A 23,230-nucleotide genomic window follows, 5' to 3' on the forward strand; every position below is an offset into this window, starting at 1 on the left:
AACAAACTGTTTACACTTTGAAAAGACTCACTGTTTTTAGCATAAAATCCTTCGCAGGTCCGTTTGTAGTGACCTTCTTCATCTCGATGGTGATGCTGATCATGCAGTTTACCTGGGTCTACATCGATGATTTGATGGGAAAAGGATTGAGTGTCGGGGTGATTATTGAACTGATGTTTTACGTTTCCGCCGGATTGATTCCGCTGGCTCTTCCGCTGGCAATTCTCCTCAGTTCGATCATGACACTGGGAAACCTGGCAGAAAACAACGAGTTAACGGCCCTGAAATCTTCCGGGTTGTCGCTTTTCCGGATCCTGCGACCACTCACGCAAACAGTGGTATTGATTGCCATTGCAACCTTTTTCTTTTCGAATTACGTGATCCCGGTTGCCAACCTGAAATGGCATACCATAATTTTCGATATCCAGGAAACGAAAGTCGGCATGTTATTAACTCCCGGCTCCTACTCCAAAGAGATCGACGGCTATGCGATCAAGGTAAAATCCGGGAAAGACAATACGTTTTATGGCATTACGATCCACGATTACACCGATCCGAATATCCTGAAAACAGTGAAAGCTGATTCCGGAACGGTTTACAAAGGCGATAACGGGAAATACCTGCTCTTCCATCTTTCGAACGGGATTGTGCACGAAGAATTGCAGGCACAGGCACCGGTCTTCACCAACCAGGGCGAACCTTTTCACAACGGAGATTTCAGGCCGAGCAGGACTACGCAATTTAAGGCGGCTACTTACAAAATGGAACTAATGGGCTTCGACATGAACAAATCCGACGAAGAACTGTTCAAGAATGACTACGAAATGCTTAATGTATTCCAGATCAACGAAGCAAAAGATTCCCTGCAACGCAAGCAGGATAAAATACTCTCCGATTTCGGGAAAACGAACCTGAACAACAGGCCTTTCAGTCAATCCATCAGTTTTGCCAAACTGCCCAAAACCGGCCCGAACAACAAACTCAAGGATGCCAAAGAAATTGAACACCTGCAAACCGTTCCTTCGAAAATCATTAAGCTTTCGGATCTGACAAAACAAGAACGCATTGCAGCTGTAAATGCTGCGATCGTAAGTGCGCGGGGCATGATGGGAAACACCAATGACCAGGAACAATTTGTGGGTGCATTCAAAAGCAATTACGATCAGTTCCAGATCGAATTTCACCGCAAATTCGCACTTTCGGGAGCAATTATCGTCTTATTCTTCGTGGGAGCGCCCCTGGGTGCCATCGTGCGGAAAGGAGGATTCGGAGCGCCGGTGGTGATTGCCGCATTGCTTTTCATGGTTTACTTCGTCTTGTTCAGCGTGGGACAAAACCTGGCGGCAGAATCGGTCCTTTCTCCTTTCTGGGGAATGTGGCTTCCGACAGCAGTTTTAATCCCGATTGCCTGTATTCTAATGGTTGCTGCGGCCAATGACCTCAAAGTCTTTGACAAGAAATTGTGGCGTTACATCCTAACTTTAGGCAGAAGACGATGAGAATTCTCTACATCGCGCCCAAATCCCCTGCCCCGATTATCGACGGCGGATGTTTTGCAATGATGGAATGCCTCAAAGGACTGAGCCGGATAGCAGAAGTGGACGGAATCATCTTTGCCACGCACAAACATCCGTATACAAAGGAATCCGAGCGCATATTGGGCCAATACCTGAAAAAACAAACGGTTGTTCCGATAGATACGGAACTCAAAGCCACCAGTGCACTCGTTAATTTCCTGCGTCGCAAGAATTACAACCTTTCCCGGTTCAGATCGGAGAAGTTGTACCACGAACTGGCTAAAACACTCAGCGAAAAATACGATTACATTGTTTGTGACAGCTTGTTTGCAGCCGCTCAGCTCAGTCATTTCGATTTTAAGGAACTGGCCCCGGTCATTATCCGTTCCCACAACATCGAATCAGAGATCTGGAGATTACACGCCAGCCTGGAAACATCCGTTCTGAAACGTTTTTACCTGCGAAACCTGGAGAAAACGCTGCGCAAGGAAGAAATTGAAATCCTCGATAAAGCAGCAACAATCTGGGCTATTTCCGGCGAAGACCAGGAATGGATAATCAAACACACCCGGCAAAAAAACGCCGTTGTACTACCGGTTTCCGTTACCTTAAACCCGGAGATTCAACCCGATTACACCAACCGCGGATTTTTCCATTTGGGGTCGATGGACTGGAAACCCAACCAGGAAGCAGTCAATCATTTGGTGAAAAAGATCTGGAGTAATCCGAAAGTATCCGAATTTACCTTGAAAATTGCCGGTTCCAAAAGTGAACACTTCGGTTTCCTGGCTACCAATTCCATTGAAGTAGTTGGCTGGGTCAAAGACAGTAATCAATTCATGGCCAAATCCGGAACGCTGGTCACTCCTATTCAATCCGGAAGCGGAATTCGCATCAAGCTGCTCGAAGCCATGGCGCTTGGAGTTCCGTGCATTACTACCAAACTGGGAGCTGCAGGAATTGACATTTCTGAATCCGGGATACAAATCGCTGATACCCAGGAAGCATTCATTGATTGTATTCTCAAATTCCACGAAAACGAAGCATTCCGGCAAGAAGTCGGGAAAAAATCGCGCGATTATATCTCAAAAGTTCATAGTTTTGACACTTGTATCGCATTAATGAAAAATACGTTTGGAGTCTAAAGAAAACATCCTGGTTATCGTTTCCCGCTTTCCGTATCCTTTGGAAAAGGGCGATAAACTGAGGGCTTTCTACCAATTAAAGGAACTTTCCAAACACTTCCATGTCACACTGGTTTGCACCACGGATATTCCGGTTTCTAAGGAACACGAACAAATAGTGCGTCAGTTTTGTAGCCAGATTCACATTTTTCAACTGACCAAAGCCGGATTGATCCTTCAGCTTTTGAAGACGCTATTGGGAACAAAACCCATGCAGGTCCATTATTTCTACCGGAAATCCATTCACCGGAAAATCCGGGAGATTATTGCCGGATTGAAACCGAAGCACATTTATTGCCAGCTGATCCGTGTTTCCGAATATGTCAAAAACGAACACCACATACCGAAAACACTGGATTACATGGACGCTCTTTCCAAAGGAATGGAGCGCAGGATTCAAACCGAAGCGTGGTATAAAAAGTGGTTCTATCGCCTGGAAAGCAAGCGTTTGAAGGAATATGAACGCCGTATTTTCGATTACTTCGAGCACAAAACAATTATTTCCGAGCAGGACCGCAAACTCATCCAGCACCCGGAAAATCACCGGATTGTCATTGTTCCCAACGGAATCGACGAATCCTTTTTTGAAACCTTGCCGATCGAAAAAGATTACGACCTGGTTTTTACCGGGAATTTCTCCTACGCTCCGAATATTGAAGCGGCTGTTTACCTGGCTGAAGAAATCCTGCCGCGACTTCACCGAAAGGGAATTCCGTGTAAACTCCTGCTTTCAGGGGCGAATCCGGCAAAACGCGTGCAGGAACTGCAATCTGAGTTCATAACCGTTACCGGCTGGGTGGATGATATCCGGGAAAGTTATCAGCGTTCACGTATTTTTGTGGCACCTCTTTTCATAGGAACAGGACTCCAAAACAAGCTGCTGGAAGCTATGGCAAGCGGACTACCGTGTATTACTACTCCATTGTCTAACAATGCATTGGGAGGTGTGGACGGGGAAAACATCCTGTTGGCAGAAGATATCGAGTCCTTTGTCGAAAAAATAACCGAAGGTTTAGTTATAGCAGGTACTTTTAGTTCAATTGCAAGGCAAGGTAAATACTACATTGAACTACTCTATTCATGGGAAAAACAAACTTTAAAACTATTACAACTCTTACTTTTGCAATCCTGCTAACTCTGTTCATGCTTCATTCCTGTTCGGACAGAAGCAACTTGCCGGAATGGATTCATGGAAACTGGATCACTTCCCTGGACAATGAAACCATTCATGAAAACTGGAAAGTCCAGCGTAAATGTATTTCGGGTGAAAACTACATGCATTACGAAAACAAATTCCAGAAAGAATTTCTCCGGATCTTTGAAAAAAACAATACACTGCACTACCAAATCGTCATCGAAAAAGACACCCTGGTTTTTACCTGCAAAGACTACCGCGATGCCGACACATTAACATTTGTGAATAACCGGAATCCCTTTCCCAAACGCATCAATTACGTAAGGCCGGTAGCCAACAAAATGTCCGTTTGGATTGAAAACGTGAAAAACGATCCGAATGGTATCTTCTTTACATTTAAAAAAATGAAATAGTATAGCGCTATTGCAGAATTCGAAGTAAATTTGCGGTACATTTATTATACGATATGTCAGGACAATTAAATACAATCGAAGAAGCAATTGAAGATATAAAAGCAGGAAAAGTTATCATTGTTGTAGATGATGAAGATCGCGAAAATGAAGGAGACTTTATAGCAGCAGCTGAAATGGTTACTCCCGAAATGATCAACTTCATGGCAACACACGGAAGAGGATTAATCTGTACTCCGTTAACCGAATCCAGATGTAACGAATTGGAATTGAACCTCATGGTTACCAACAACACCGTACTTCACGAAACACAATTTACAGTTTCCGTTGACTTAATCGGTCACGGATGTACTACCGGAATCTCTGTTTTCGACCGTGCAAAAACGATCAAAGCATTGGTATCCGATGATACAAGGCCGGAAGATTTAGGTCGTCCGGGACACATTTTCCCATTAAGAGCGAAAAAAGGCGGCGTATTGCAGCGCACCGGTCACACGGAAGCAGCTGTTGATTTGGCCCGTTTGGCTGGGTTCAAACCTGCCGGAATCTTAGTAGAAATCCTGAATGAAGACGGTTCCATGTCGCGTTTGCCTCAATTGTTTGAGATCGCGAAGAAGTTCGACCTGAAACTGATCTCAATCGCCGATCTGATCGCTTACCGCATGAAGCACGAATCATTGATTTCCCGTGAAGTGGAAGTAGAAATGCCTACCGAGCACGGAGATTTCAAATTGGTTGCTTTCTCGGTAAAATCAAACGGACAAGAGCATTTGGCTTTGATCAAAGGAAGCTGGGAACCGAATGAACCGGTTTTGGTACGCATGCACTCATCATGTCTGACAGGTGATATTTTCGGTTCATGCCGCTGTGATTGCGGTCCGCAGTTGCATCACTCCATGAAGATGATCGAAGCTGAAGGAAAAGGAGCAATCGTTTATTTGAACCAGGAAGGACGAGGAATCGGACTTTTGAATAAATTAAAAGCATACAAATTACAGGAAGAAGGATACGACACCGTAGAAGCAAACCTGAAATTAGGGTTCAAATCCGACGAACGCGAATATGGTATCGGAGCTCAAATCCTGCACGACCTGGGAATTTCAAAAATCCGCCTGATGTCCAACAACCCGAAAAAACGTACCGGTCTGATCGGTTACGGATTGGAAATCGTGGAAAATGTAGCGATTGAGGTTGGGCGCAATGCTCATAATGAGAGTTATTTGAAGACCAAGGCTACGAAAATGGGGCATTCTTTAAAACTGGATAAATAATGCTTGTAGCAAAGGGAATCCAAAAAAAATACGGACAATTAGATGTATTGAAAGGAATCGACCTGGAAATCCAATCCGGGGAAATCGTTTCAATTGTCGGATCTTCGGGAGCAGGAAAAACAACCCTGCTCCAGATTTTGGGTACTCTTGACAAGCCTGATTCCGGAAGTTTAACCCTGAACGGAGTAAACCCGTTTTCCCTGAACTCAAAAGGTTTGGCGGAATTCAGGAACCAGAAAATCGGGTTTGTATTCCAGTTCCATCAATTATTACCGGAGTTTACCGCTTTGGAAAACGTGGTCATGCCGGCTTTGATCGGCGGAAACGGAATGAACGAATCCAAAGAACGCGCAAAACAGCTGCTGGACAAATTAGGCTTAAGCAGCCGGGAAAATCACCAGCCCTCTGCCCTATCCGGCGGAGAACAACAGCGCGTAGCTGTTGCTCGGGCGCTCATGAACGAACCGGATATTATTTTTGCAGATGAACCTTCCGGGAACTTGGATTCAAAGAATGCGGCAGAATTGCACCAGTTGTTTTTCGACCTGCGCAAAGAATTCGGTCAAACTTTTGTGATCGTAACACACAACAACCAGCTGGCAGAAATGGCCGACAGAAGTATTGTGATGGCTGACGGTTCACTGAAATAACTATGAATAAACAGCAACTCATTGAATACCTGGACAGAAAGGTCGTAGAATACAACAAACCCGATTTTATCCAGTCGGACCCGATCCAAATCCCGAAGCAATTTTCCAGGAAGGAAGACATTGAGATCAGCGCATTTTTAATTTCAACGCTTGCCTGGGGAAACCGCACGGCTATTATCAAAAGCGGTCAGCGCTTGCTGGAAATCATGAACTTTAAGCCATACGAATACGTCCTGAATTACGAAGAACAAAAACACACTTTCGTTCACCGCACATTCAACAGCGACGATCTGAACGCTTTTTTTGTTTCGTTGCAAAAAATCTATCAAAACGGCGGATTGGAAAAGGCTTTCGGCCTTCATCCGGAAATTCCGGGAGTCCAGGGTCGGATTGTTTCGTTCCGGAATGCATTCACACAGGAACCATTTCCCGACAGAACACACAAACACCTGGCAAATCCGTTGAAAGGCTCTTCTGCCAAACGCATCAATATGTTTTTGCGATGGATGGTACGAAAAGACGAATCCGGGGTAGATTTCGGGATCTGGGAAACCATCCCGATGTCGGAGCTTCACCTGCCTTTAGATGTTCATACCGGGAATGTGGCCCGCAAACTGGGAATTCTGACCCGCACACAAAACGATTGGAAAAGCGTAGCGGAAATCCAGGAACAACTGGTACAATTCGATCCGGAAGATCCTTGTAAATACGACTTTGCGCTGTTTGGCCTGGGCGTTTTTGAGGGAGTGAAGTGACTTCCCGAACTTCGGAACTCTGTCACTTTTCACTCTATTATAGAATAAAAACGAAACGGCTTTAACTTCGTTCGCCAATAACTGTAAAACAAAGATGGCTGAGTCCGCCTCGGCGGAAAGCCAGATTGTTCAAAAATCAGGGAAAACTCCTGGAATTCGCACTTCATAATTCGCAATTCATAATTATCTTAGCATTATGAAATGGGTCTATCCTGAATTTTTATTTGCCCTACTGGTTTTGGTCATTCCAATCCTCATTCACCTGTTCCATTTCCGCAAATACAAAACCATCTATTTTTCCAGCATTGCCTTTGTTAAATCGGTTGAACAGCAGCAGAAAAACCCGCGAAAAATCAAGCATTTACTGATTTTACTTTCGCGCGCCCTGGCTTTTGCCTGTTTGGTGATAGCCTTTGCTCAACCCTATTTTCCAAAATCGGATGCCAACAAAAAAGACATTCAGCTGATCGGCGTTTACATTGACAATTCCTTTTCCATGTCGCGCATCGGCGGACAAGGTGAATTATTGGCACAGGCAAAAGAATTGGCCGGTTCCATTGTGGATAAAGCTCCGAGAAATACGCAATATGTACTATTCACGAACGAATTAAGCGGGAACGAAAAACAGACACTGACGAAAGTTAAATTCGTGGACCAGGTTGCAAAAGTCAACTACTCTCCTATTTACCGTTCGCAGGAAGAGATTCTTTCGTATTGGAACCAATGGGTGGAAGATGCTCAGAAAGAGGGAAATATCAAAACGAAACCTTCCTTGGTTTATCTATCTGATTTTCAAAAAAATAATTCAACTCATTTAACTAAAAAATTTAAATCGATAGCAAGCGTTTCACCGCTAATTCTTGCTCCGCAAAACACCGGGAATCTCTACGTAGATACCATCTGGTTCGAAACTCCGATCCAAAAACTGGGATCTGCCCAAACACTTTCCATCCGTGTTGTCAACACCGGGAAAGAAGCGGTTGAATCGGCTGTGGTGAGTGTACAGATCGGGAAATTGAAACGCGACCTGTTTGCAGAATTACCGGCAAACGGCGCGGATACCGTACAATTGAACTATTTCAACCAGGAAGCCGGAATCGCCAAAGGAAAAATTGCGATCAACGACAAGCAAATGACGCAGGACGACTCGTTCTTTTTCAACTACGAAGTCAAGAAAAACAGTTCGGTGTTGATCATAAACGGCGAAGACGCGGTCGAAAATGTGGGAATTGTATTCAGATTGGATGATTTCTACCGAATCAAGGAAGTATCTACCAACCAGGCATCCCAGGAAAACCTGGACGCAGTTGACCTGGTAGTTTTAAACGGACTGAACCAGGTTCCCAGCAACCTGAGCAATGAACTGGCTGCTTATCACGACGAGCAGGGTTCCATCTTGCTGATTCCTGGAACAAATGTTTCACCTTCCGGCTGGAATGCTTTGCTGGATAAGCTGCATTTGCCAGCAATCAACGGAACACAGACCGTTGGACTCGGCATCCAGAAACTGAACATCAAGGATCCGTTCTTCCAGGGAGTTTTTGAAGGAAAACCCGAAAACATTTCACTTCCGGCAGTTGCCAAGGCTTACCGTTTGATGAGCAATTCCAATACACTTTCGAGCAACCTGATCAATTACCAGAACGGAACGCCTTTCTTCGTGAAAAGTACCGGCAGGAACAACGGGTATTTGTTTTCCACTTCCCTGAAGCCCGAATTCAGCACATTTACGAGCAATCAATTGTTCTCTACACTGTTGTTACACGTGGGGAACCTGAGCCAGCGCCAAAACCCGTATTACCTGATTATAGGTTCGGATGGCAGTTATCCGCTGAGCAACAATGCCGCCAGTGAAAACCCGGTTCACCTCAAGCAGGGACAAGTGGATTTTATCCCGGTGATTTTCACCAAAAACAAACGCGCTTACCTTTCCATACAGGGACTGGAAGCTATTCGTATCCTGGAAGCCGGAAATTACAGCATTTCACAGGATGGAAAAGTAACAGGAACACTTTCAACGAATTATAACCGCCTGGAATCACAAACCCAGGAATCTACTCCCGAAGAAATCAAAAACGCCTTCGAACAAGCCGGAATCCGTGTAAATTCAATACAAGACGGCTCCAATTGGAACAGCGCATCGCTGCTGGAAATCGGCGAGAGTTATGATAGTTGGATTTGGTTTGTTTTCTTTGCAGGAATATTCGTCCTGTGCGAAATGGCTTTACTAATTTTCTATAAGAAATAAAGAACTATGAAATTATTGATCCGGCAAGCAACGGTTATCGACAAAAGCTCCAAATGGCATGGAAAGCAAGTAGATATTTACCTGGAAGACGGAAAAATCCACGAGATTTCGGGAAAAATCGAACGCTCCTGTGAATTGGAAATCCAGGAAGAAAACCTGCATATTTCCAAAGGCTGGGTGGATCTGAAAGCACATTTTGCAGATCCGGGAGAAGAACATAAATCAACGATCCAAACCGGATTGGATGCTGCGGCTTACGGCGGATTTACGCATGTTGCCGTCCTGCCGTCCACTTCCCCCGTGCTGGACAACAAAACGAGCGTGGAATATGTCCTGAGAAGGAGTGAAAACGCAGTAACTTCCCTGCACCCGATGGGATGTATTACCAAAAAGAACCAGGGCGAGGCATTGGCTGAAATGTACGACATGTTCCAATCCGGAGTGCGCCTGTTTTCTGACGACTTAGTTCCTGTAAACGGCGGAATTATGTACCGCGCATTGCTTTATTCGAAAAATTTTGACGGAATTGTGGTTGGTTTTGCTCACGACAAGTCTATTTCCGGAGGCGGAATGGTCAACGAAGGAGAAGCTTCCACGAAAACCGGTTTGAAAGCAGATCCGGCGATCAGTGAGATCATCCAGCTGGAACGCAACCTGCGCCTGTTGGAATATACAGGAGGAAACCTGCATGCAACCGGGATTTCTACCGCTGAATCCGTAGAACTGATCCGCAAGGCAAAAGCCAAAGGATTGAACATTACGGCAGATGTGCATGCACAACACCTGATTTACAATGAAACAGCGGTGCTGGATTTCGACGTAAACTTTAAATTAATGCCTCCGCTCCGGCCTGAGTCGGACCGCAAGGCACTTTGGGCAGGCTTGAAAGATGGAACGATCGATTGCATTGTTTCTGATCACCGCCCGAATGACACGGAAGAAACCGATCTGGAATTCGACCATGCAAATTTCGGTAACAGCACCATTCAGACACTTTTCGGTGAATTGGGAGCTTGCCCGGATTTCGACCTGGAACTCGTTGTGAACGGATTGACCGAAAAATCACGGGCTCTATTGTCCCTGAATACCTCACCTATTGAAGAACAGTCAATAGCGGATTTATCGTTGTTTATCCCGGGAAAACCGTGGGTATTCACCAAAGAAGATTTAGTTATCGCGTGCAGCAATACACCGGCATTGGATAAACAATTGAACGGATTTGTTTATGGAATTATCAATAATGGTAAATTCGCACTGAAAGAAACAAGAGAAAATGTCTGATAAGCGTTCGTTTATACGTAATTTCTGGAAAGAACGTAAAATGGTTGGGGCGATGGCTCCAAGCTCCAAGTATTTAGCAAAAAAAATGTTGCAGAAAATTGATTTCTCAACAGCTAAAGTAATTGTGGAACTAGGTCCGGGGACCGGGGTTTTCACCCGTAAAATGCTTCAAAAACTGAGTCCTGACGGTATTTTGCTGGTGTTTGAACTCAACGACAGTTTCATGAACCAATTGAAAAAAGAGTTCAAAGATCCGCGTGTGATCCTGATCCACGATTCTGCAGAGAAAATCGGCGAATACCTGGAGAAATACGGGTATAAACAGGCTGATGCGGTTGTTTCATCGCTTCCGCTTGCCAATTTCCCGAGCGAATTGAAGAACCGGATCCTGAAGGAAAGCCACCGGGTAATGCACGCAAATTCGCTGTATGTTCAGTTCCAGTATTCCCTGAACGCCAAAAAGCATATCAAGCAATTCTTTAAGCACATGGAAATTGCATTTACACCTGCTAACTTCCCTCCTGCTTTTATTTACTACTGTAAAAAATAAACTTGGATTCCTATTAAAATCCGCTTTCTTCAGAAGTGTTTCTGAAAGGAAAGAAAACCCTAATTTTATACATTCAAAAAAAACGAACAAACGAAGATGAGCGCTGAGAGAATAAAATGCCTGATTATCGGTTCTGGTCCTGCAGGATATACTGCTGCAATTTACGCTGCCAGAGCAGAAATGAAACCCGTTATGTACCAGGGAATGCAGCCTGGCGGACAGTTAACAACTACCAACGAAGTTGAGAACTTTCCGGGATATCCTGATGGTATTTCAGGTCCTGAAATGATGGTGCAACTGGAAACTCAGGCTAAGCGTTTTGAAACAGATGTACGTTTTGGGTTTATCACGAAAGTGGATTTCTCCGGGCCTGTTCATAAATGCTGGACAGAAGACGGACATGAAATTCATGCGGATACGGTGATTATTTCTACCGGAGCTGCTGCAAAATACCTGGGATTGCCTTCCGAGCAGCATTACCTTTCCATCGGTGGTGGTGTTTCTGCCTGCGCTGTGTGTGACGGATTCTTTTACCGCGGACAGGAAACAGTAATTGTTGGTGCAGGAGATTCTGCTTGTGAAGAAGCGCATTACCTCTCCAAATTATGTAAGAAAGTGACCATGCTGGTACGTACGGATAAATTCCGCGCTTCCAAGATCATGGCAGACCGCGTTCGCAACACACCGAATATCGAAATCCTGCACAATACGGAAACAGTAGAAGTATTGGGTGACGGACACGGTGTTTCAGCGGTGAAAGTGAAAAACAATGTTACGGGAGAAGAAAAAGAAATCCCGGCTACAGGTTTCTTCGTGGCAATCGGTCACAAACCGAATACAGACGTTTTCAAAGATTACATCAACCTGGATGAAACGGGTTATATCAAGTACGAAAAACCGGGAACTTCATTAACGAACGTTCCGGGAGTATTTGTAGCGGGAGATGCTGCTGACAAAACATACCGTCAGGCGATCACTGCTGCCGGAACAGGTTGTATGGCCGCTTTGGATGCAGAGCGCTACCTGGCTAGTTTAGAGCATTAACGAAATCAGTGACTTCGACTCCGCTCAGTCACCCTTCAAAATTATATACGTAAAAAAAAGCCCCTGACTCTCCTTCAGGGGCTTTTTCGTCCGCCGTTGCGGACTTTTCTTTACTCTACTTAGGTTATAAACTAACTTGCTTTGTTACAGCGTCTTTAATTCGATTTATTATTCCTGGCAATTTTCGCGCTAACGCTTGTCATTGCTGCGTCTTCGTCCGCCAGGCGGACTCTTCTTTACTCTACTTAGGTTATAAACTAACTTGCCTTGTTACAGCGTCTTTAATTCGATTTGTTATTCCTGGCAATTTTCGCGCTAACGCTTGTCATTGCTGCGTCTTTATATGTTAAAAGGGAGTATGTAAAAAGTTAAAAGTGTCTTTTTAGTTTTCCCTTTTAATAGATCATTTTTTCACGTCTTTGATGATGGCACTTCCGGTTGAGCTCACGTCTACCCGGATGGAATTTGAGCCGGAGGATACTTTGTAATAAGTTTCACTGGCTCCGGAACCATCAGCTTTCAGGGTTTCCGATACTGAGATTTCCGCATGTCCGGCTCCGCTGTTAACCAGTTTTGCATGTTTCACCGACAGGTCCGTTAAATTCGCCTGAGCAGCTCCAGAAATGTGCAAATCGGCATTTTCACTGGTTCCTTCGAGCGTTACATTACTCGCTCCCGAAAAATCACCTTTTAACTTCGTTGTTTTCAGGTTCAGATTGGCATTACTCGCTCCATCCATTTCCAGTGACAAAGTTCCCAGTCCGAACTGGTGCATCGTCATTAAAGAGGTAGCGCCGCTCAGGAACAATTCGTCCAGGTCCTGAACAGTAACTTTAACCACCAATTTTTCGCGGCGTTCCCCTTTATTCCTTTCATTTTTCAGGTAAAGTGTTCCATTCTGGATTTCCACCTGAACCAGGTCCTTGGCAGTTTCGGGCTCTATCAATATGCTGCATGCTTTCCCCTGTGACAATTCCACATACAAAGCACCCGAAACGTGAACCTTTGTAAATGATTCTGTAGTTTGAGGTTTCCTGTATGCAGGAATCTGGTACTGGTTATTGTAGCTCGGGTATTTTACAGGAACAGGAGTTCCCATATCTTCGGGCAAAGTGATTGCTTCGGGATCCGGTTCTGTTGCGGGTTGTTCCACTTTGGGAGACTCCTGCTCCACCGGTTCTTCGGTTTGTTCTTCCTTCAGCTGTTTTGCCGGAACGGAATAAGTTGAAACTACTTCTTGTTTTACCGGCTTTTCTTTTACTTCAGGTTTACTGAAGATCATGACTGCTCCCAGGGAAGCTCCGCCCGTTACTGTTAATAATGTCGTCCACATAATCAAAGGTTTTTTGATAAGTATTAATTTCAATGTCGCTAAGAGTCCAACTGTTGCACCGGCAGCCACCGCAGCATCAATCCATTGATCCACCTCTGAAATAGAAGTTTGAGCCGATTCATTCCGAATCTCATCAAACAAACCGGAAAGTCTATCTTCTGTCATAACTCAAACTATTTAATGCTACTTCTTTTTTTTCGGTCATCAATTCAACCAATTTTTTTCTACTTCTGACCAATCGCTGTTTCACGGCATCTTCCGAAGATTCCTGCAGTTCTGCAATTTCTTTGATCGAAAACCCGGAGATCTCAAACAGGATAATACTTTCTTTTTGCTGATCCGGCAACCTGGAAATCGCTTCGTACAGGGAATTGATTTCCAAAAGCCTTTCCGTCCGGTCACTTTCCACCGAATAATTGTAGACTTGTGAATGATCGGAAAAACGTTCCGTGCTGATCTTGCGATTTTCGTTCGCCAATAAGCGTATGGCAATTCCAAAAAGAAAATGCAGAAATGCTTCTTCATGCTTCAAAGAGTCGAAGCGCTCATACGCGACCACCAACGCATCATGCATCAAATCCTTGAAATTGAAATTCCCGTACGCTCTTGCTTTACAAAACTTTTCGAACCTCACATGTATAGGTTCATAAAGCTCCATAAAACGCTTTTTCTTCGTGGCCGTCATCTTGCTAAATTGGTCTCTGATAAAGTTAGTGTAACGTGTTCCGGAAAAGTGACACGGAAATGAAAATTATTTTAAAAGAAGTGTAAAAGTATGTGGATGACCTGTAAAATAAAACACGTAATCAGCTATCCAACAGCGAATTGTCATTAATCGGCGAATGTGTTAAATCAATTCTATTCAGCATTCTTTTAAACTCCAGGTAATATATGAGCCAGATAAGAGAGGTCGATAAAAAATAACTATCAGTTATTAATTTTGAGAATCTCATGAAAGAAGCAGCTTCGGAAACAAGTTCCGGTGAATTCAAGTAATAGGTCAAGAACGGTACTAAAAACACATAAATCACAAAAACAATCATCAAAACCCAGGCAGTAACAATTTTCCGATCGGAGCTAATCTCCTTCATTCCCGAATAAATAAACAGTTCTCTATTCAGTTTTCTTTTAAGAATGTAAAAGAGAAAACAATTTGCTATCGGTACAAACGACAGCAAAACAAGTAGAAAATGATACCCTTTTCCTATTCCTTCCTTTTTTACAAAATGATTCAAAACAAGCAAAAAAACAATTTCCAAAACGTATGTGAGCACGTAAAGCACAAAATGAAATTCTCCGGTATAATTTTTAATAGGTATCAGAAAATCCAATTCTCCGTTACCAAAATGAAATACGAAGTCCCAAATTCCGTGAAGAAAATTCATCAAAACAAACAGCATGTATACTACCAAGAGAGCAATTGTAACTCCTTTCAAATACTTCAGGTTCCTGTTTTTTTCCATCAGATCACAAAAGTAAAATTTCCGCGTCACTTTCATTGACCAATATTTGTTACTTTGGGACCTTTTAAGGATTACCCGATAGAACTGTTCCTTTATGATGCACTTCATGCAGCTTAATTTTGAACCGATAGCCGATTTGCCGAATTGGCTGGTGATCCTGTTATTTGGAATTCCATTCGTAGGCGGATTAACGCTTTACGCTTACAAAACCCGTCACGCACGGTATTGGCGAAAAGGAATTTTCCCCCAAAGCCTGAAACCGGTAGAAGACAATTACCTGGAAGCATACCTGGCTTTGGGAGCCAAACTGATGCTGATCAATTACCAGGAATCCAAAGAAAAGATCCAGTTCATTAACCAGTATTTCAACCGGTATTTTCCAAAAGCAACCTATAACTTCGGCGATTCACTCCTGTTTTCGCTCAAATACCCGATCAAAACGGAAACCATTACGGATTGGATGAAAGTTCATTTGAAAGACGAAGGTTCCCGCTCACAAATCATCTATTTCCTGACCGGACTGGCTCTGATCAACGGAAAAATGAGCACTCCGGAATTGAATTTCCTGAAAAAGATCAATGCGGACCTGGAATTAGCTCCGGATAACCTGGCGAAAATCATCGCTATTTATGCCGCTTACAGCGAACACCGCAAAGAAAAAACCGAACAAAAAGCAACTCCGAAATCCAAAACCTACGCGCACGAGATCCTGGGTGTCGCTAAAAATGCCACGCCTGAAGAAATCAAGAAAGCTTACCGGAAACTGGTCAAACTTCACCACCCGGATAAATTTGCAACCGGAACGGAATCGCAGCAAAAGATGGCTGCAGAGAAATTTGTGGAAATACAGAACGCCTACGAATTATTAATGGGTTAATTATCAATTATCAAGCTTGATAATTTCAACATTCATAATTGATCATTCTATCTCACTGTTTTCTCCAGCATCGGCACGAAACTAAAATTCCCGAACACTTCTTCTTTGTATTCCGTATCGGAAACTTTCGTAATGCGGTGCATTTCCTGGGAATCCAAATCCCCTACCGGAATGACCATCATCCCTCCCACTTTCAGTTGCTGAACCAGCTTTGCGGGAATAAAAGGCGCTCCGCAGGTCACCAAAATTTTGTCAAAAGGTGCAAAGGTTTCTTTTCCTTCGTATCCGTCACCAAAAAACAATTTGGGTGTAAACCGGAAGTGATCGATGATCTTTTTGGCTTTGATATGCAGTTCTTTCTGACGTTCTATCGAAAATACTTTCATTCCCATCGAACACAAAATGCAAGTCTGAAAACCCGAACCTGTTCCGATTTCGAGCACCTTCTCCCCTTTTTTCAGTTCCAGGATGGAAGTCTGGAAAGCAACCGTATACGGATGAGAAATGGTTTGTCCGGCACCGATCTGGAAAGCCACATTCGAATAAGCCTGTTGCTCGAACACCAAATCCAGGAAGAAATGGCGCGGCACTGCATCAAATGCGGTCAGCACGCGTTCATCCGTAATTCCTTTTTGGCGCAATTGATCTATCAACTGCTTTCTCATTCCCTTGTGCTTGTAAGTATCCTGCATCTTGCAAAGGTAATTTAGAAATCGCCTCATTCTTTCCGCTCGTTCCAGAAAGTTTCTACAGTGAATTGTGTATATTTGGGACGCTAATAAACGAAAAAACATGGCAATTGATTCAAAAGAATTGGAATTCAATAAGAACGACGATGAAATGAGGCTGAAGATTTCCCGTATGGAGTCTGAACTTGCTTCTATTATGAAAGGAGGCGGTGAAAAACGGATTGCTGCACATCATGAAAAAGGAAAAATGACCGCCCGTGAGCGAATTGACATGCTGCTGGATCCGAATACCCCACGCTTCGAAGTAGGTGCTTTTGCCGGAATGGGAATGTATAAAGAACACGGCGGATGCCCTTCTGCCGGAGTAGTAATGGTTATCGGGAAAGTTTCCGGGAAACAATGTATTGTTGTTGCGAATGACGCTACGGTAAAAGCCGGTGCCTGGTTCCCGATTACCGGAAAGAAAAACCTGCGTGCACAGGAAATCGCTATGGAAAATAAACTTCCGATTATCTATCTGGTGGATTCGGCAGGAGTTTACCTTCCGATGCAGGACGAGATTTTCCCGGATAAAGAACATTTCGGCCGCATTTTCAGAAACAACGCCGTGATGAGTTCCATGGGAATCACACAAATTGCTGCCGTTATGGGAAGCTGTGTGGCCGGTGGTGCTTACCTTCCGATTATGTCCGACGAATCATTGATCGTGGATAAAACGGGAACAATCTTCCTGGCCGGTTCTTACCTTGTAAAAGCTGCTATCGGAGAAAATATCGACAATGAAACGCTTGGCGGAGCAACCACGCATACGGAAATCTCCGGAGTTTGTGATTATAAAGTAGCAAACGACGAAGAATGCCTGAAAACGATCCGTAAAATGATGAGCCAGATCGGAGCGCCTGAATCTGCAGGATTTGACCGCATCGAGCCGGTTGCACCGAAAGAAGAAGCAAAGAAAGTTTACGGAATCCTGCCTTCCGAAAGAGCAAAACCATATAACGTTCACGATATCCTGGATTGTATTTTTGACGAAGGAAGCCTGACGGAATACAAAAGCGATTACGGTAAAACCATCGTTTGTGCGTATGCCCGTTTGGATGGCTGGAGCGTGGGTATTGTAGCCAATCAGCGCGAATTGTCCAAAAACGCAAAAGGCGAAATGCAGTTCGGAGGTGTGATCTACAACGATTCTGCTGATAAAGCGGCTCGTTTCATCATGAATTGCAACCAAAAGAACATTCCTTTGATCTTCTTCCAGGATGTTTCCGGGTTCATGGTCGGTTCCAAATCAGAACATGCAGGAATCATCAAAGACGGAGCTAAAATGGTGAATGCCATGGCAAATTCGGTTGTTCCGAAATTCACGGTTGTTGTCGGGAATTCATATGGAGCCGGGAACTACGCGATGTGTGGAAAAGCTTACGACCCGCGTTTGATCGTTGGTTGGCCAACTGCTGAAGTGGCGGTAATGAGCGGAGCTTCTGCTGCCAAAACATTGCTTCAGATCGAAGTGGCTTCCCTGAAAGCACGCGGAGAAGAAATTACAGCGGAAAGAGAAGCCGAACTTTACAATACGATCAAAGCGCGCTACGACGAACAAATTTCTCCGTACTACGCTGCTTCACGCTTATGGCTGGATGCAATTATTGACCCTGCAAAGACAAGGGAATTCCTGTCGATCGGAATCGAAATGGCAAACCATAAAAAGGCAGAAAAACCGTATAATGTTGGAGTAATCCAGACGTAATTATCAATTATCAACGATAAAATTATCAAGCTTGATAATAGATAATTACCCAATAAATAATTAATAGTATGCATTTAGACTGGCAATTCAAACCTTACAAAGAACTGACATTGAATGAGTTTCACGACATCATTGCGTTGAGACTGAAAGCTTTTGTAGTGGAACAAAACTGTACTTACCTGGACCTTGACGGAAAAGATAAGAAGGCCTATCACCTGCTTTTGCGCGATGGAAAAGGGGACGTAATTGCTACTGCGCGTATCCTGCACCCCGGAATTTCTTATCCGGAAGTGGCCATCGGCCGTGTGGTTCTTACCAACGAATGCCGTGGAAATGGCGTTGGATTGGAATTGATGGAAAAGTGTATCCAGTTTGTTCACGAAGAATTCGGTGTAGTTCCTATCCGTATTTCGGCACAAAAACACCTGGAAAAATTCTATAATAAATCCGGATTTGTATCTACAGGTAAAGAATACTTTGAAGATGAAATCCCGCATGTTGAAATGCTTCTAAATCCTGAAAAAAATGGTTAATAAAATGCTACCACTGGCGGTCGTTGCAACATCTTTAGTTGCCTGTCAGCCAAAAACAACACTTCCGCCGGACAAACCCGTTGGTACAATTTCGGAAACATCCTCCAAACCAACGAGTATTGATATTTCCTACATGGACCTTTCTGTGAAGCCACAGGACGATTTCTTCCAGTTTGCAAACGGAACCTGGTGCAAGAATAATCCTGTTCCGAATACCGAATCTCGCTGGGGAAGTTTCAACGAACTGGATAAGCGCAATAAAGCAACTTTGAAGCAAATCCTTCAAACTGCCGCGGCATCTACAGCAAAAACTCCCGGAAGCCAGGACCAGTTGCTGGGAGATTACTATACTTCTTTCACAAACATGGAAGTGCGCAATGCAGCCGGAGCAAAACCTTTGACAGACCGTTTGGCGAAGATCTCAGAGATGAAGTCGAAAGATGAATTCGTCGGGATTATCGCACAGCAGCATCAGTTGGGAATCGAATCTGTTTTCGGGTTCGGAATCGGACAGGATCTGAAAGATGTTAACAAGAATGTGGCTTACTGGGGACAAGGCGGAATCGGGTTACCGAACCGCGACTATTATTTCCAGGAAAATAAGCAGGCCATTCGCGATGCATATATTTTGCACATCCAAAAATCGTTTCAATTATTAGGCGATTCGGAAGATGCAGCGAAAAAGAAAGCAAACGATATCTTCAATTTCGAAAAAGAATTGGCCGGAGCGATGATGACTCCTGCCGAGTCACGCCTTCCGGAAAAGACCTACAACAAAATGTCTCTGGACCAGGTTGTAAAAGCGATGCCGAAGTTCGACTTTGAAGCCTACCTGACGAAAATCGGTTGTGAACACTTTGATTCACTGATTGTTGGACAGCCTGAATTCATGAAACAGATTAACACGATGATGGACAAAGTTTCTTTCCAATCCTGGAATAACTACCTGTCTTGGTGTACGATCAATGCTTATGCAGGAAAACTGGACGACAAATGGGTAAAACACAATTTCGATTTCTACAGCGGTGTTTTGAGCGGTACCAGTAACATGAAACCGATCGAAGAGCGTTGCATCGAGGAAATTACCGGTTCAACTTTGGCCGAATTACTTGGAAAAGCATTCGTAGACAAAACATTCTCCGTAAATGCGAAAAATCGTGTAAACTCAATGGTCGACAATTTATTGGCCAGCTTCAGAATGCGTATCAACGGGTTGGACTGGATGTCTGACAACACGAAAAAAGAGGCATTGGCAAAATTGAACGCCATCGGAAGAAAACTAGGTTTCCCGGATGAGTGGAAAAGCTACAAAGGATTGACGATCAGCCCGGTTGATTACGTGGCAAACATCGACAACTCCCGCAGTTTTGCATTTAAGGAAAACTTAGAGAAACTGCACAAGCCGGTGAACCGAAAAGAGTGGGAAATGCCTGCGCATTTGGTTAATGCATACTACCATCCGCTATTGAACGAGATCGCTTTCCCTGCAGGAATCATGCAACCTCCTTTCTTCGATGAAAAAGCAGAAGATGCCGTAAACTACGGAAGAATCGGGATGGTGATCGGACACGAATTCACACACGGATTCGACGACAACGGTTCCAAATTTGCAGCTGACGGAAGTTACAACGATTGGTGGCAGGATACCGACAAGCAGAAATTCGTTTCCAAAACAGAAATTTTAGGAAAAACATTCAGCTCGTTCTGCCCTATTTCGGACAACTGCGTGAACCCGGAATTGACTATGGGTGAAAACATTGCCGACCTTGGAGGTTTGACTATGGCTTACTATGCTTACGCCATGACAGACGATTTCAAGAAAAACGTGATGATCGACGGGTACACACCGGCTCAGCGTTTCTTTATTTCTTATGCCCAGTTGTGGAAGATCAACTACACGGAAGCAGAATTGAAGAAAAGAATCGCAACAGACCCGCATTCACCGGGAATGTACCGCGTAAACGGACCTTTGATGAACTGTCCGGAATTCTTTGCAGCATTCAACGTGAAACCGGGAGACAAAATGCGTAACCCGGATGAAAAGGTTGCAAAAATCTGGTAATCGGAATAAAAATAAGTGGAAAGCATCGTCGACTGGCGGTGCTTTTTTGTTTACCACGAGGAGCACAGGAACACAAGGAAAATGTAAAACACGTGCTATAAAAAACAACCTTGTGAACTTCGCTTAATTGTGGTGAAAATGAAAAAGGCCCGTTTAAGGGCCCTTCTTTTTTAGTTTAAATTTAAAAGCACTTTTTTGCGCTTCAATTTCTTTACTTCCAATGATTTGCTGTAGTTCAGAATTTGACTGATAACAGCTGCGGATGGATTCGCAATCTCAGTAACTTCCTGTGTTTGCATGTTTGTCAAGTATTTATTTACCATAGGCTTATTTAAAGTGCGTTTTTTTATTCTAACGGTTTTCTCTTCGGTTTATTTTATAACACGCAAAAACTTTTTCCGAAAAATCTTAACCAGGTTCAATTGTTTAAACTCTTTAAGTCCGGAACATTGAACTTAATTTTTACATTTTGACTTTTGCCTTTTGAATTAATAGTAAGTTTGTTCAAATCACTTATTATGGTAGAAATAAAATACATTGTAATCGGAGTTGTTGTTATCCTCCTATTCTTCAGTTTTGTAACCGTTCAGCAGGGAACCATCGCTGTTGTGACTATGTTCGGTAAATACCGCCGGATCATGCATCCGGGATTGAATTTCCGCATTCCTTTCTTTGAACGTTTGAATAACCGCGTCTCGATCCAGAACCGTGCGATTGAAATGGAATTCCAGGCCATTACGCAGGACCAGGCAAATGTATATTTCAAAGCCATGCTGGTTTATTCTGTTTTGAATTCGGAAGAAGAAACGATCAAAAACGTAGCCTTTAAATTCGTAGACCAAAGAAGCTTTATCCAGGCGTTGATCCGTACCATCGAAGGATCTGTCCGCGGATTTGTTGCCACCAAGAAACAAGCTGAAATCTTGTTATTGCGCGGTGAAATCGTTGCTGACGTAAAAGAAAGTTTGGACCACACGTTGGAAACCTGGGGATTCCACTTGATCGACCTGCAATTGAACGATATTACTTTTGACGCGGAAATCACTACATCCATGGCGAAAGTGGTAGCCTCCAATAACCTGAAAGCTGCTGCAGAAAATGAAGGCCAGGCTTTGTTGATTACCAAAACGAAAGCTGCGGAGGCAGAAGGAAATGCGATCAAAATTGCGGCTCAGGCAGAAAAAGAAGCGGCTCAACTCAAAGGACAAGGGATTGCCCTGTTCCGCGAGGAAGTTGCACAAGGTATGACAGAAGCAGCAGAAAAAATGAAAGCTGCCGATTTGGATACCTCCCTGATCCTGTTCTCCATGTGGACGGAAGCCGTGAAAGAATTCGCAGAAAAAGGAAAAGGAAACGTGATCTTCCTGGACGGTTCTGTTGACGGAATGGAAAAAACCGTGAAACAGATGATGGGAAATGATTTGTTGAAGAAATAAATAACCAATCCGCCGGAACACGAAATTCCGGCGGTTTTTTTTAGACAATCAACTGACTAACAAAAACTTACCTCTGAGAAACACTTAATCCACATTTCTTTTACCTAAAACCTCACGCAACTATTCCGTTTAGCAATACGTTCTTCAAGCACACAAATTACAACACAATGAAAAACGTTAAACTATTACTGCTAACCTGGTGCTTCCTGCCATTATCACATGCACAAAACGACTGCGATTCCCGTACATTTATCACCAATACCTCCCTGGATCAATCGGGATTTATGGTTATGACCTATTCGACGGATGAGCTTGATTCCCTGCACTGGAATTTCGGAGACGGAACAACCAGCACACAACTCAACCCGGGAACGGGATCCGGAAATCATCAGTATGCTTCTCCGGGAATTTACACCGTAACTTTGGAACAATGGGGAAAAGCAAACGGAGTACCTTTTCACTGCATTTACTCTGCACCGAACGAGATTTATGATTATACCACGGATTCCCTGTGCGGCGGTGATTTCCTGACGCACATCAATGGAAATACGGTTACTTTTTCAAATACCAGTCTCATTCATTCTCCTTCGTTCAGCTCACATTCTTCCGAACTTCTATGGGATTTCGGAAACGGATCACACGGTATTTATCTCAACCGGTTATATGATGTCAGCTACAACCCCGGCACCTATACCGCTTGCCTGTACTATGCCGGATTTTCCTTCAACGACGGTGGATACATGTATGATTGCTCTACCTGCAAAACGTTTACGATCGGAACAGCCGGACTGGACTCTCCGGGCAACAGAATAGTGAACCTGTTCCCGAATCCGGCAACGCACGCACTGACAATCCCGGATGCACAGGATATCGATCAGATCGAAGTGTATTCTGTTACGGGAGAAAAACAAAACATTCAGTGGCGAACAGGGGAAAACGGATCTATCCGGGTTTCCGTCGAATCACTGGAAAGTGGACTTTATTTTCTGTACACTTCAGGGAACAACATAACCGGCCGAACTTCTTTTGTAAAAGAATAGAAATC

21 protein-coding genes are annotated in these 23,230 nt (G+C 43.9%); 17 read left to right on the plus strand and 4 right to left on the minus strand.

Translation table 11 applies throughout. The features are described from left to right. Positions 1–17 precede the first annotated feature (17 nt). The 11 genes from ABDW02_RS06840 to trxB all read left to right on the plus strand — a co-directional run bounded on the left by ABDW02_RS06840 (position 18) and on the right by trxB (position 12,045). Positions 18–1,499: an LptF/LptG family permease gene (locus tag ABDW02_RS06840; protein WP_343633439.1), complete on the plus strand. Its 1,482-nt coding sequence runs from the start codon at positions 18–20 to the stop codon at positions 1,497–1,499. Further along, a complete protein-coding gene (locus ABDW02_RS06845; RefSeq protein WP_343633441.1) occupies positions 1,496–2,662 on the plus strand; it encodes a glycosyltransferase family 4 protein in 1,167 nt (388 codons plus the stop codon). The genes ABDW02_RS06840 and ABDW02_RS06845 overlap by 4 nt, the downstream gene beginning before the upstream one ends. Then, positions 2,652–3,836 (plus strand): glycosyltransferase, encoded by a 1,185-nt coding sequence (locus ABDW02_RS06850; RefSeq protein WP_343633443.1) that lies wholly within the window; start codon positions 2,652–2,654, stop codon positions 3,834–3,836. Before ABDW02_RS06845 ends, ABDW02_RS06850 begins: the two co-directional genes overlap by 11 nt. 8 nt (positions 3,837–3,844) lie before the next feature. Then, complete coding sequence (locus tag ABDW02_RS06855; RefSeq protein ID WP_343633445.1) at positions 3,845–4,249, plus strand: DUF6265 family protein; 405 nt, start codon at positions 3,845–3,847, stop codon at positions 4,247–4,249. A gap of 53 nt (positions 4,250–4,302) precedes the next feature. Then, positions 4,303–5,517: a bifunctional 3,4-dihydroxy-2-butanone-4-phosphate synthase/GTP cyclohydrolase II gene (locus ABDW02_RS06860; RefSeq protein ID WP_343633447.1), complete on the plus strand. Its 1,215-nt coding sequence runs from the start codon at positions 4,303–4,305 to the stop codon at positions 5,515–5,517. Further along, a complete protein-coding gene (locus ABDW02_RS06865) occupies positions 5,517–6,167 on the plus strand; it encodes an ABC transporter ATP-binding protein (RefSeq protein WP_343633449.1) in 651 nt (216 codons plus the stop codon). Before ABDW02_RS06860 ends, ABDW02_RS06865 begins: the two co-directional genes overlap by 1 nt. Before the next feature lie 2 nt (positions 6,168–6,169). Then, positions 6,170–6,922, plus strand: a complete 753-nt coding sequence (locus ABDW02_RS06870) for a TIGR02757 family protein (RefSeq protein WP_343633451.1) — start codon at positions 6,170–6,172, stop codon at positions 6,920–6,922. Positions 6,923–7,118: 196 nt separating this feature from the next. Next, positions 7,119–9,170 (plus strand): BatA domain-containing protein, encoded by a 2,052-nt coding sequence (locus ABDW02_RS06875; protein ID WP_343633453.1) that lies wholly within the window; start codon positions 7,119–7,121, stop codon positions 9,168–9,170. A 6-nt stretch (positions 9,171–9,176) separates the two neighbouring features. After that, on the plus strand, positions 9,177–10,451 hold the full coding sequence (locus ABDW02_RS06880; RefSeq protein ID WP_343633455.1) for a dihydroorotase: 1,275 nt from the start codon (positions 9,177–9,179) through the stop codon (positions 10,449–10,451). Next, the gene (locus ABDW02_RS06885; RefSeq protein WP_343633457.1) at positions 10,444–11,001 is read left to right on the plus strand and encodes an rRNA adenine N-6-methyltransferase family protein; all 558 of its coding nucleotides are present in this window, start codon (positions 10,444–10,446) and stop codon (positions 10,999–11,001) included. Before ABDW02_RS06880 ends, ABDW02_RS06885 begins: the two co-directional genes overlap by 8 nt. 96 nt (positions 11,002–11,097) lie before the next feature. Continuing rightward, positions 11,098–12,045, plus strand: coding sequence for a thioredoxin-disulfide reductase (trxB, locus tag ABDW02_RS06890; protein WP_343633459.1), 948 nt, complete (start codon positions 11,098–11,100; stop codon positions 12,043–12,045). A gap of 403 nt (positions 12,046–12,448) precedes the next feature. Here trxB and ABDW02_RS06895 read toward each other — a convergent pair whose 3' ends face one another. Both ABDW02_RS06895 and ABDW02_RS06900 read right to left on the minus strand, forming a co-directional pair. After that, the gene (locus tag ABDW02_RS06895) at positions 12,449–13,543 is read right to left on the minus strand and encodes a head GIN domain-containing protein (RefSeq protein ID WP_343633461.1); all 1,095 of its coding nucleotides are present in this window, start codon (positions 13,541–13,543) and stop codon (positions 12,449–12,451) included. Further along, positions 13,530–14,063, minus strand: a complete 534-nt coding sequence (locus tag ABDW02_RS06900; RefSeq protein WP_343633463.1) for an RNA polymerase sigma factor — start codon at positions 14,061–14,063, stop codon at positions 13,530–13,532. The genes ABDW02_RS06895 and ABDW02_RS06900 overlap by 14 nt, the downstream gene beginning before the upstream one ends. An 872-nt stretch (positions 14,064–14,935) precedes the next feature. Here ABDW02_RS06900 and ABDW02_RS06905 point away from each other — a divergent pair. Beyond that, positions 14,936–15,718: a DnaJ domain-containing protein gene (locus tag ABDW02_RS06905; protein ID WP_343633465.1), complete on the plus strand. Its 783-nt coding sequence runs from the start codon at positions 14,936–14,938 to the stop codon at positions 15,716–15,718. Between the two features lie 47 nt (positions 15,719–15,765). On the opposite strand, the gene ABDW02_RS06910 is transcribed toward ABDW02_RS06905, so the two are convergent. After that, the gene (locus ABDW02_RS06910; RefSeq protein WP_343633467.1) at positions 15,766–16,410 is read right to left on the minus strand and encodes a protein-L-isoaspartate(D-aspartate) O-methyltransferase; all 645 of its coding nucleotides are present in this window, start codon (positions 16,408–16,410) and stop codon (positions 15,766–15,768) included. A gap of 100 nt (positions 16,411–16,510) precedes the next feature. Between ABDW02_RS06910 and ABDW02_RS06915 the strand changes: the two genes are divergently transcribed. The 3 genes from ABDW02_RS06915 to ABDW02_RS06925 all read left to right on the plus strand — a co-directional run bounded on the left by ABDW02_RS06915 (position 16,511) and on the right by ABDW02_RS06925 (position 20,749). Continuing rightward, positions 16,511–18,154, plus strand: coding sequence for an acyl-CoA carboxylase subunit beta (locus tag ABDW02_RS06915; RefSeq protein ID WP_343633469.1), 1,644 nt, complete (start codon positions 16,511–16,513; stop codon positions 18,152–18,154). A 68-nt stretch (positions 18,155–18,222) separates the two neighbouring features. Next, on the plus strand, positions 18,223–18,687 hold the full coding sequence (locus ABDW02_RS06920) for a GNAT family N-acetyltransferase (protein ID WP_343633471.1): 465 nt from the start codon (positions 18,223–18,225) through the stop codon (positions 18,685–18,687). Next, the gene (locus tag ABDW02_RS06925) at positions 18,680–20,749 is read left to right on the plus strand and encodes a M13 family metallopeptidase (protein ID WP_343633473.1); all 2,070 of its coding nucleotides are present in this window, start codon (positions 18,680–18,682) and stop codon (positions 20,747–20,749) included. Before ABDW02_RS06920 ends, ABDW02_RS06925 begins: the two co-directional genes overlap by 8 nt. 170 nt (positions 20,750–20,919) lie before the next feature. Here the strand turns inward: ABDW02_RS06925 and ABDW02_RS06930 are convergent, their stop codons facing one another. Further along, positions 20,920–21,048 (minus strand): hypothetical protein, encoded by a 129-nt coding sequence (locus ABDW02_RS06930; RefSeq protein WP_281281538.1) that lies wholly within the window; start codon positions 21,046–21,048, stop codon positions 20,920–20,922. A 219-nt stretch (positions 21,049–21,267) separates the two neighbouring features. On the opposite strand from ABDW02_RS06930, the gene ABDW02_RS06935 reads away from it, so the two are divergent. Together ABDW02_RS06935 and ABDW02_RS06940 are read left to right on the plus strand one after the other, a co-directional pair. Further along, positions 21,268–22,185, plus strand: coding sequence for an SPFH domain-containing protein (locus ABDW02_RS06935; protein WP_343633475.1), 918 nt, complete (start codon positions 21,268–21,270; stop codon positions 22,183–22,185). A 167-nt stretch (positions 22,186–22,352) separates the two neighbouring features. After that, positions 22,353–23,225, plus strand: coding sequence for a T9SS type A sorting domain-containing protein (locus ABDW02_RS06940; RefSeq protein ID WP_343633477.1), 873 nt, complete (start codon positions 22,353–22,355; stop codon positions 23,223–23,225). The last annotated feature ends 5 nt before the right edge of the window (positions 23,226–23,230 follow it).

The sequence above is a fragment of the Fluviicola sp. genome, from assembly GCF_039596395.1.
Lineage (GTDB): Bacteria > Bacteroidota > Bacteroidia > Flavobacteriales_D > Crocinitomicaceae > Fluviicola.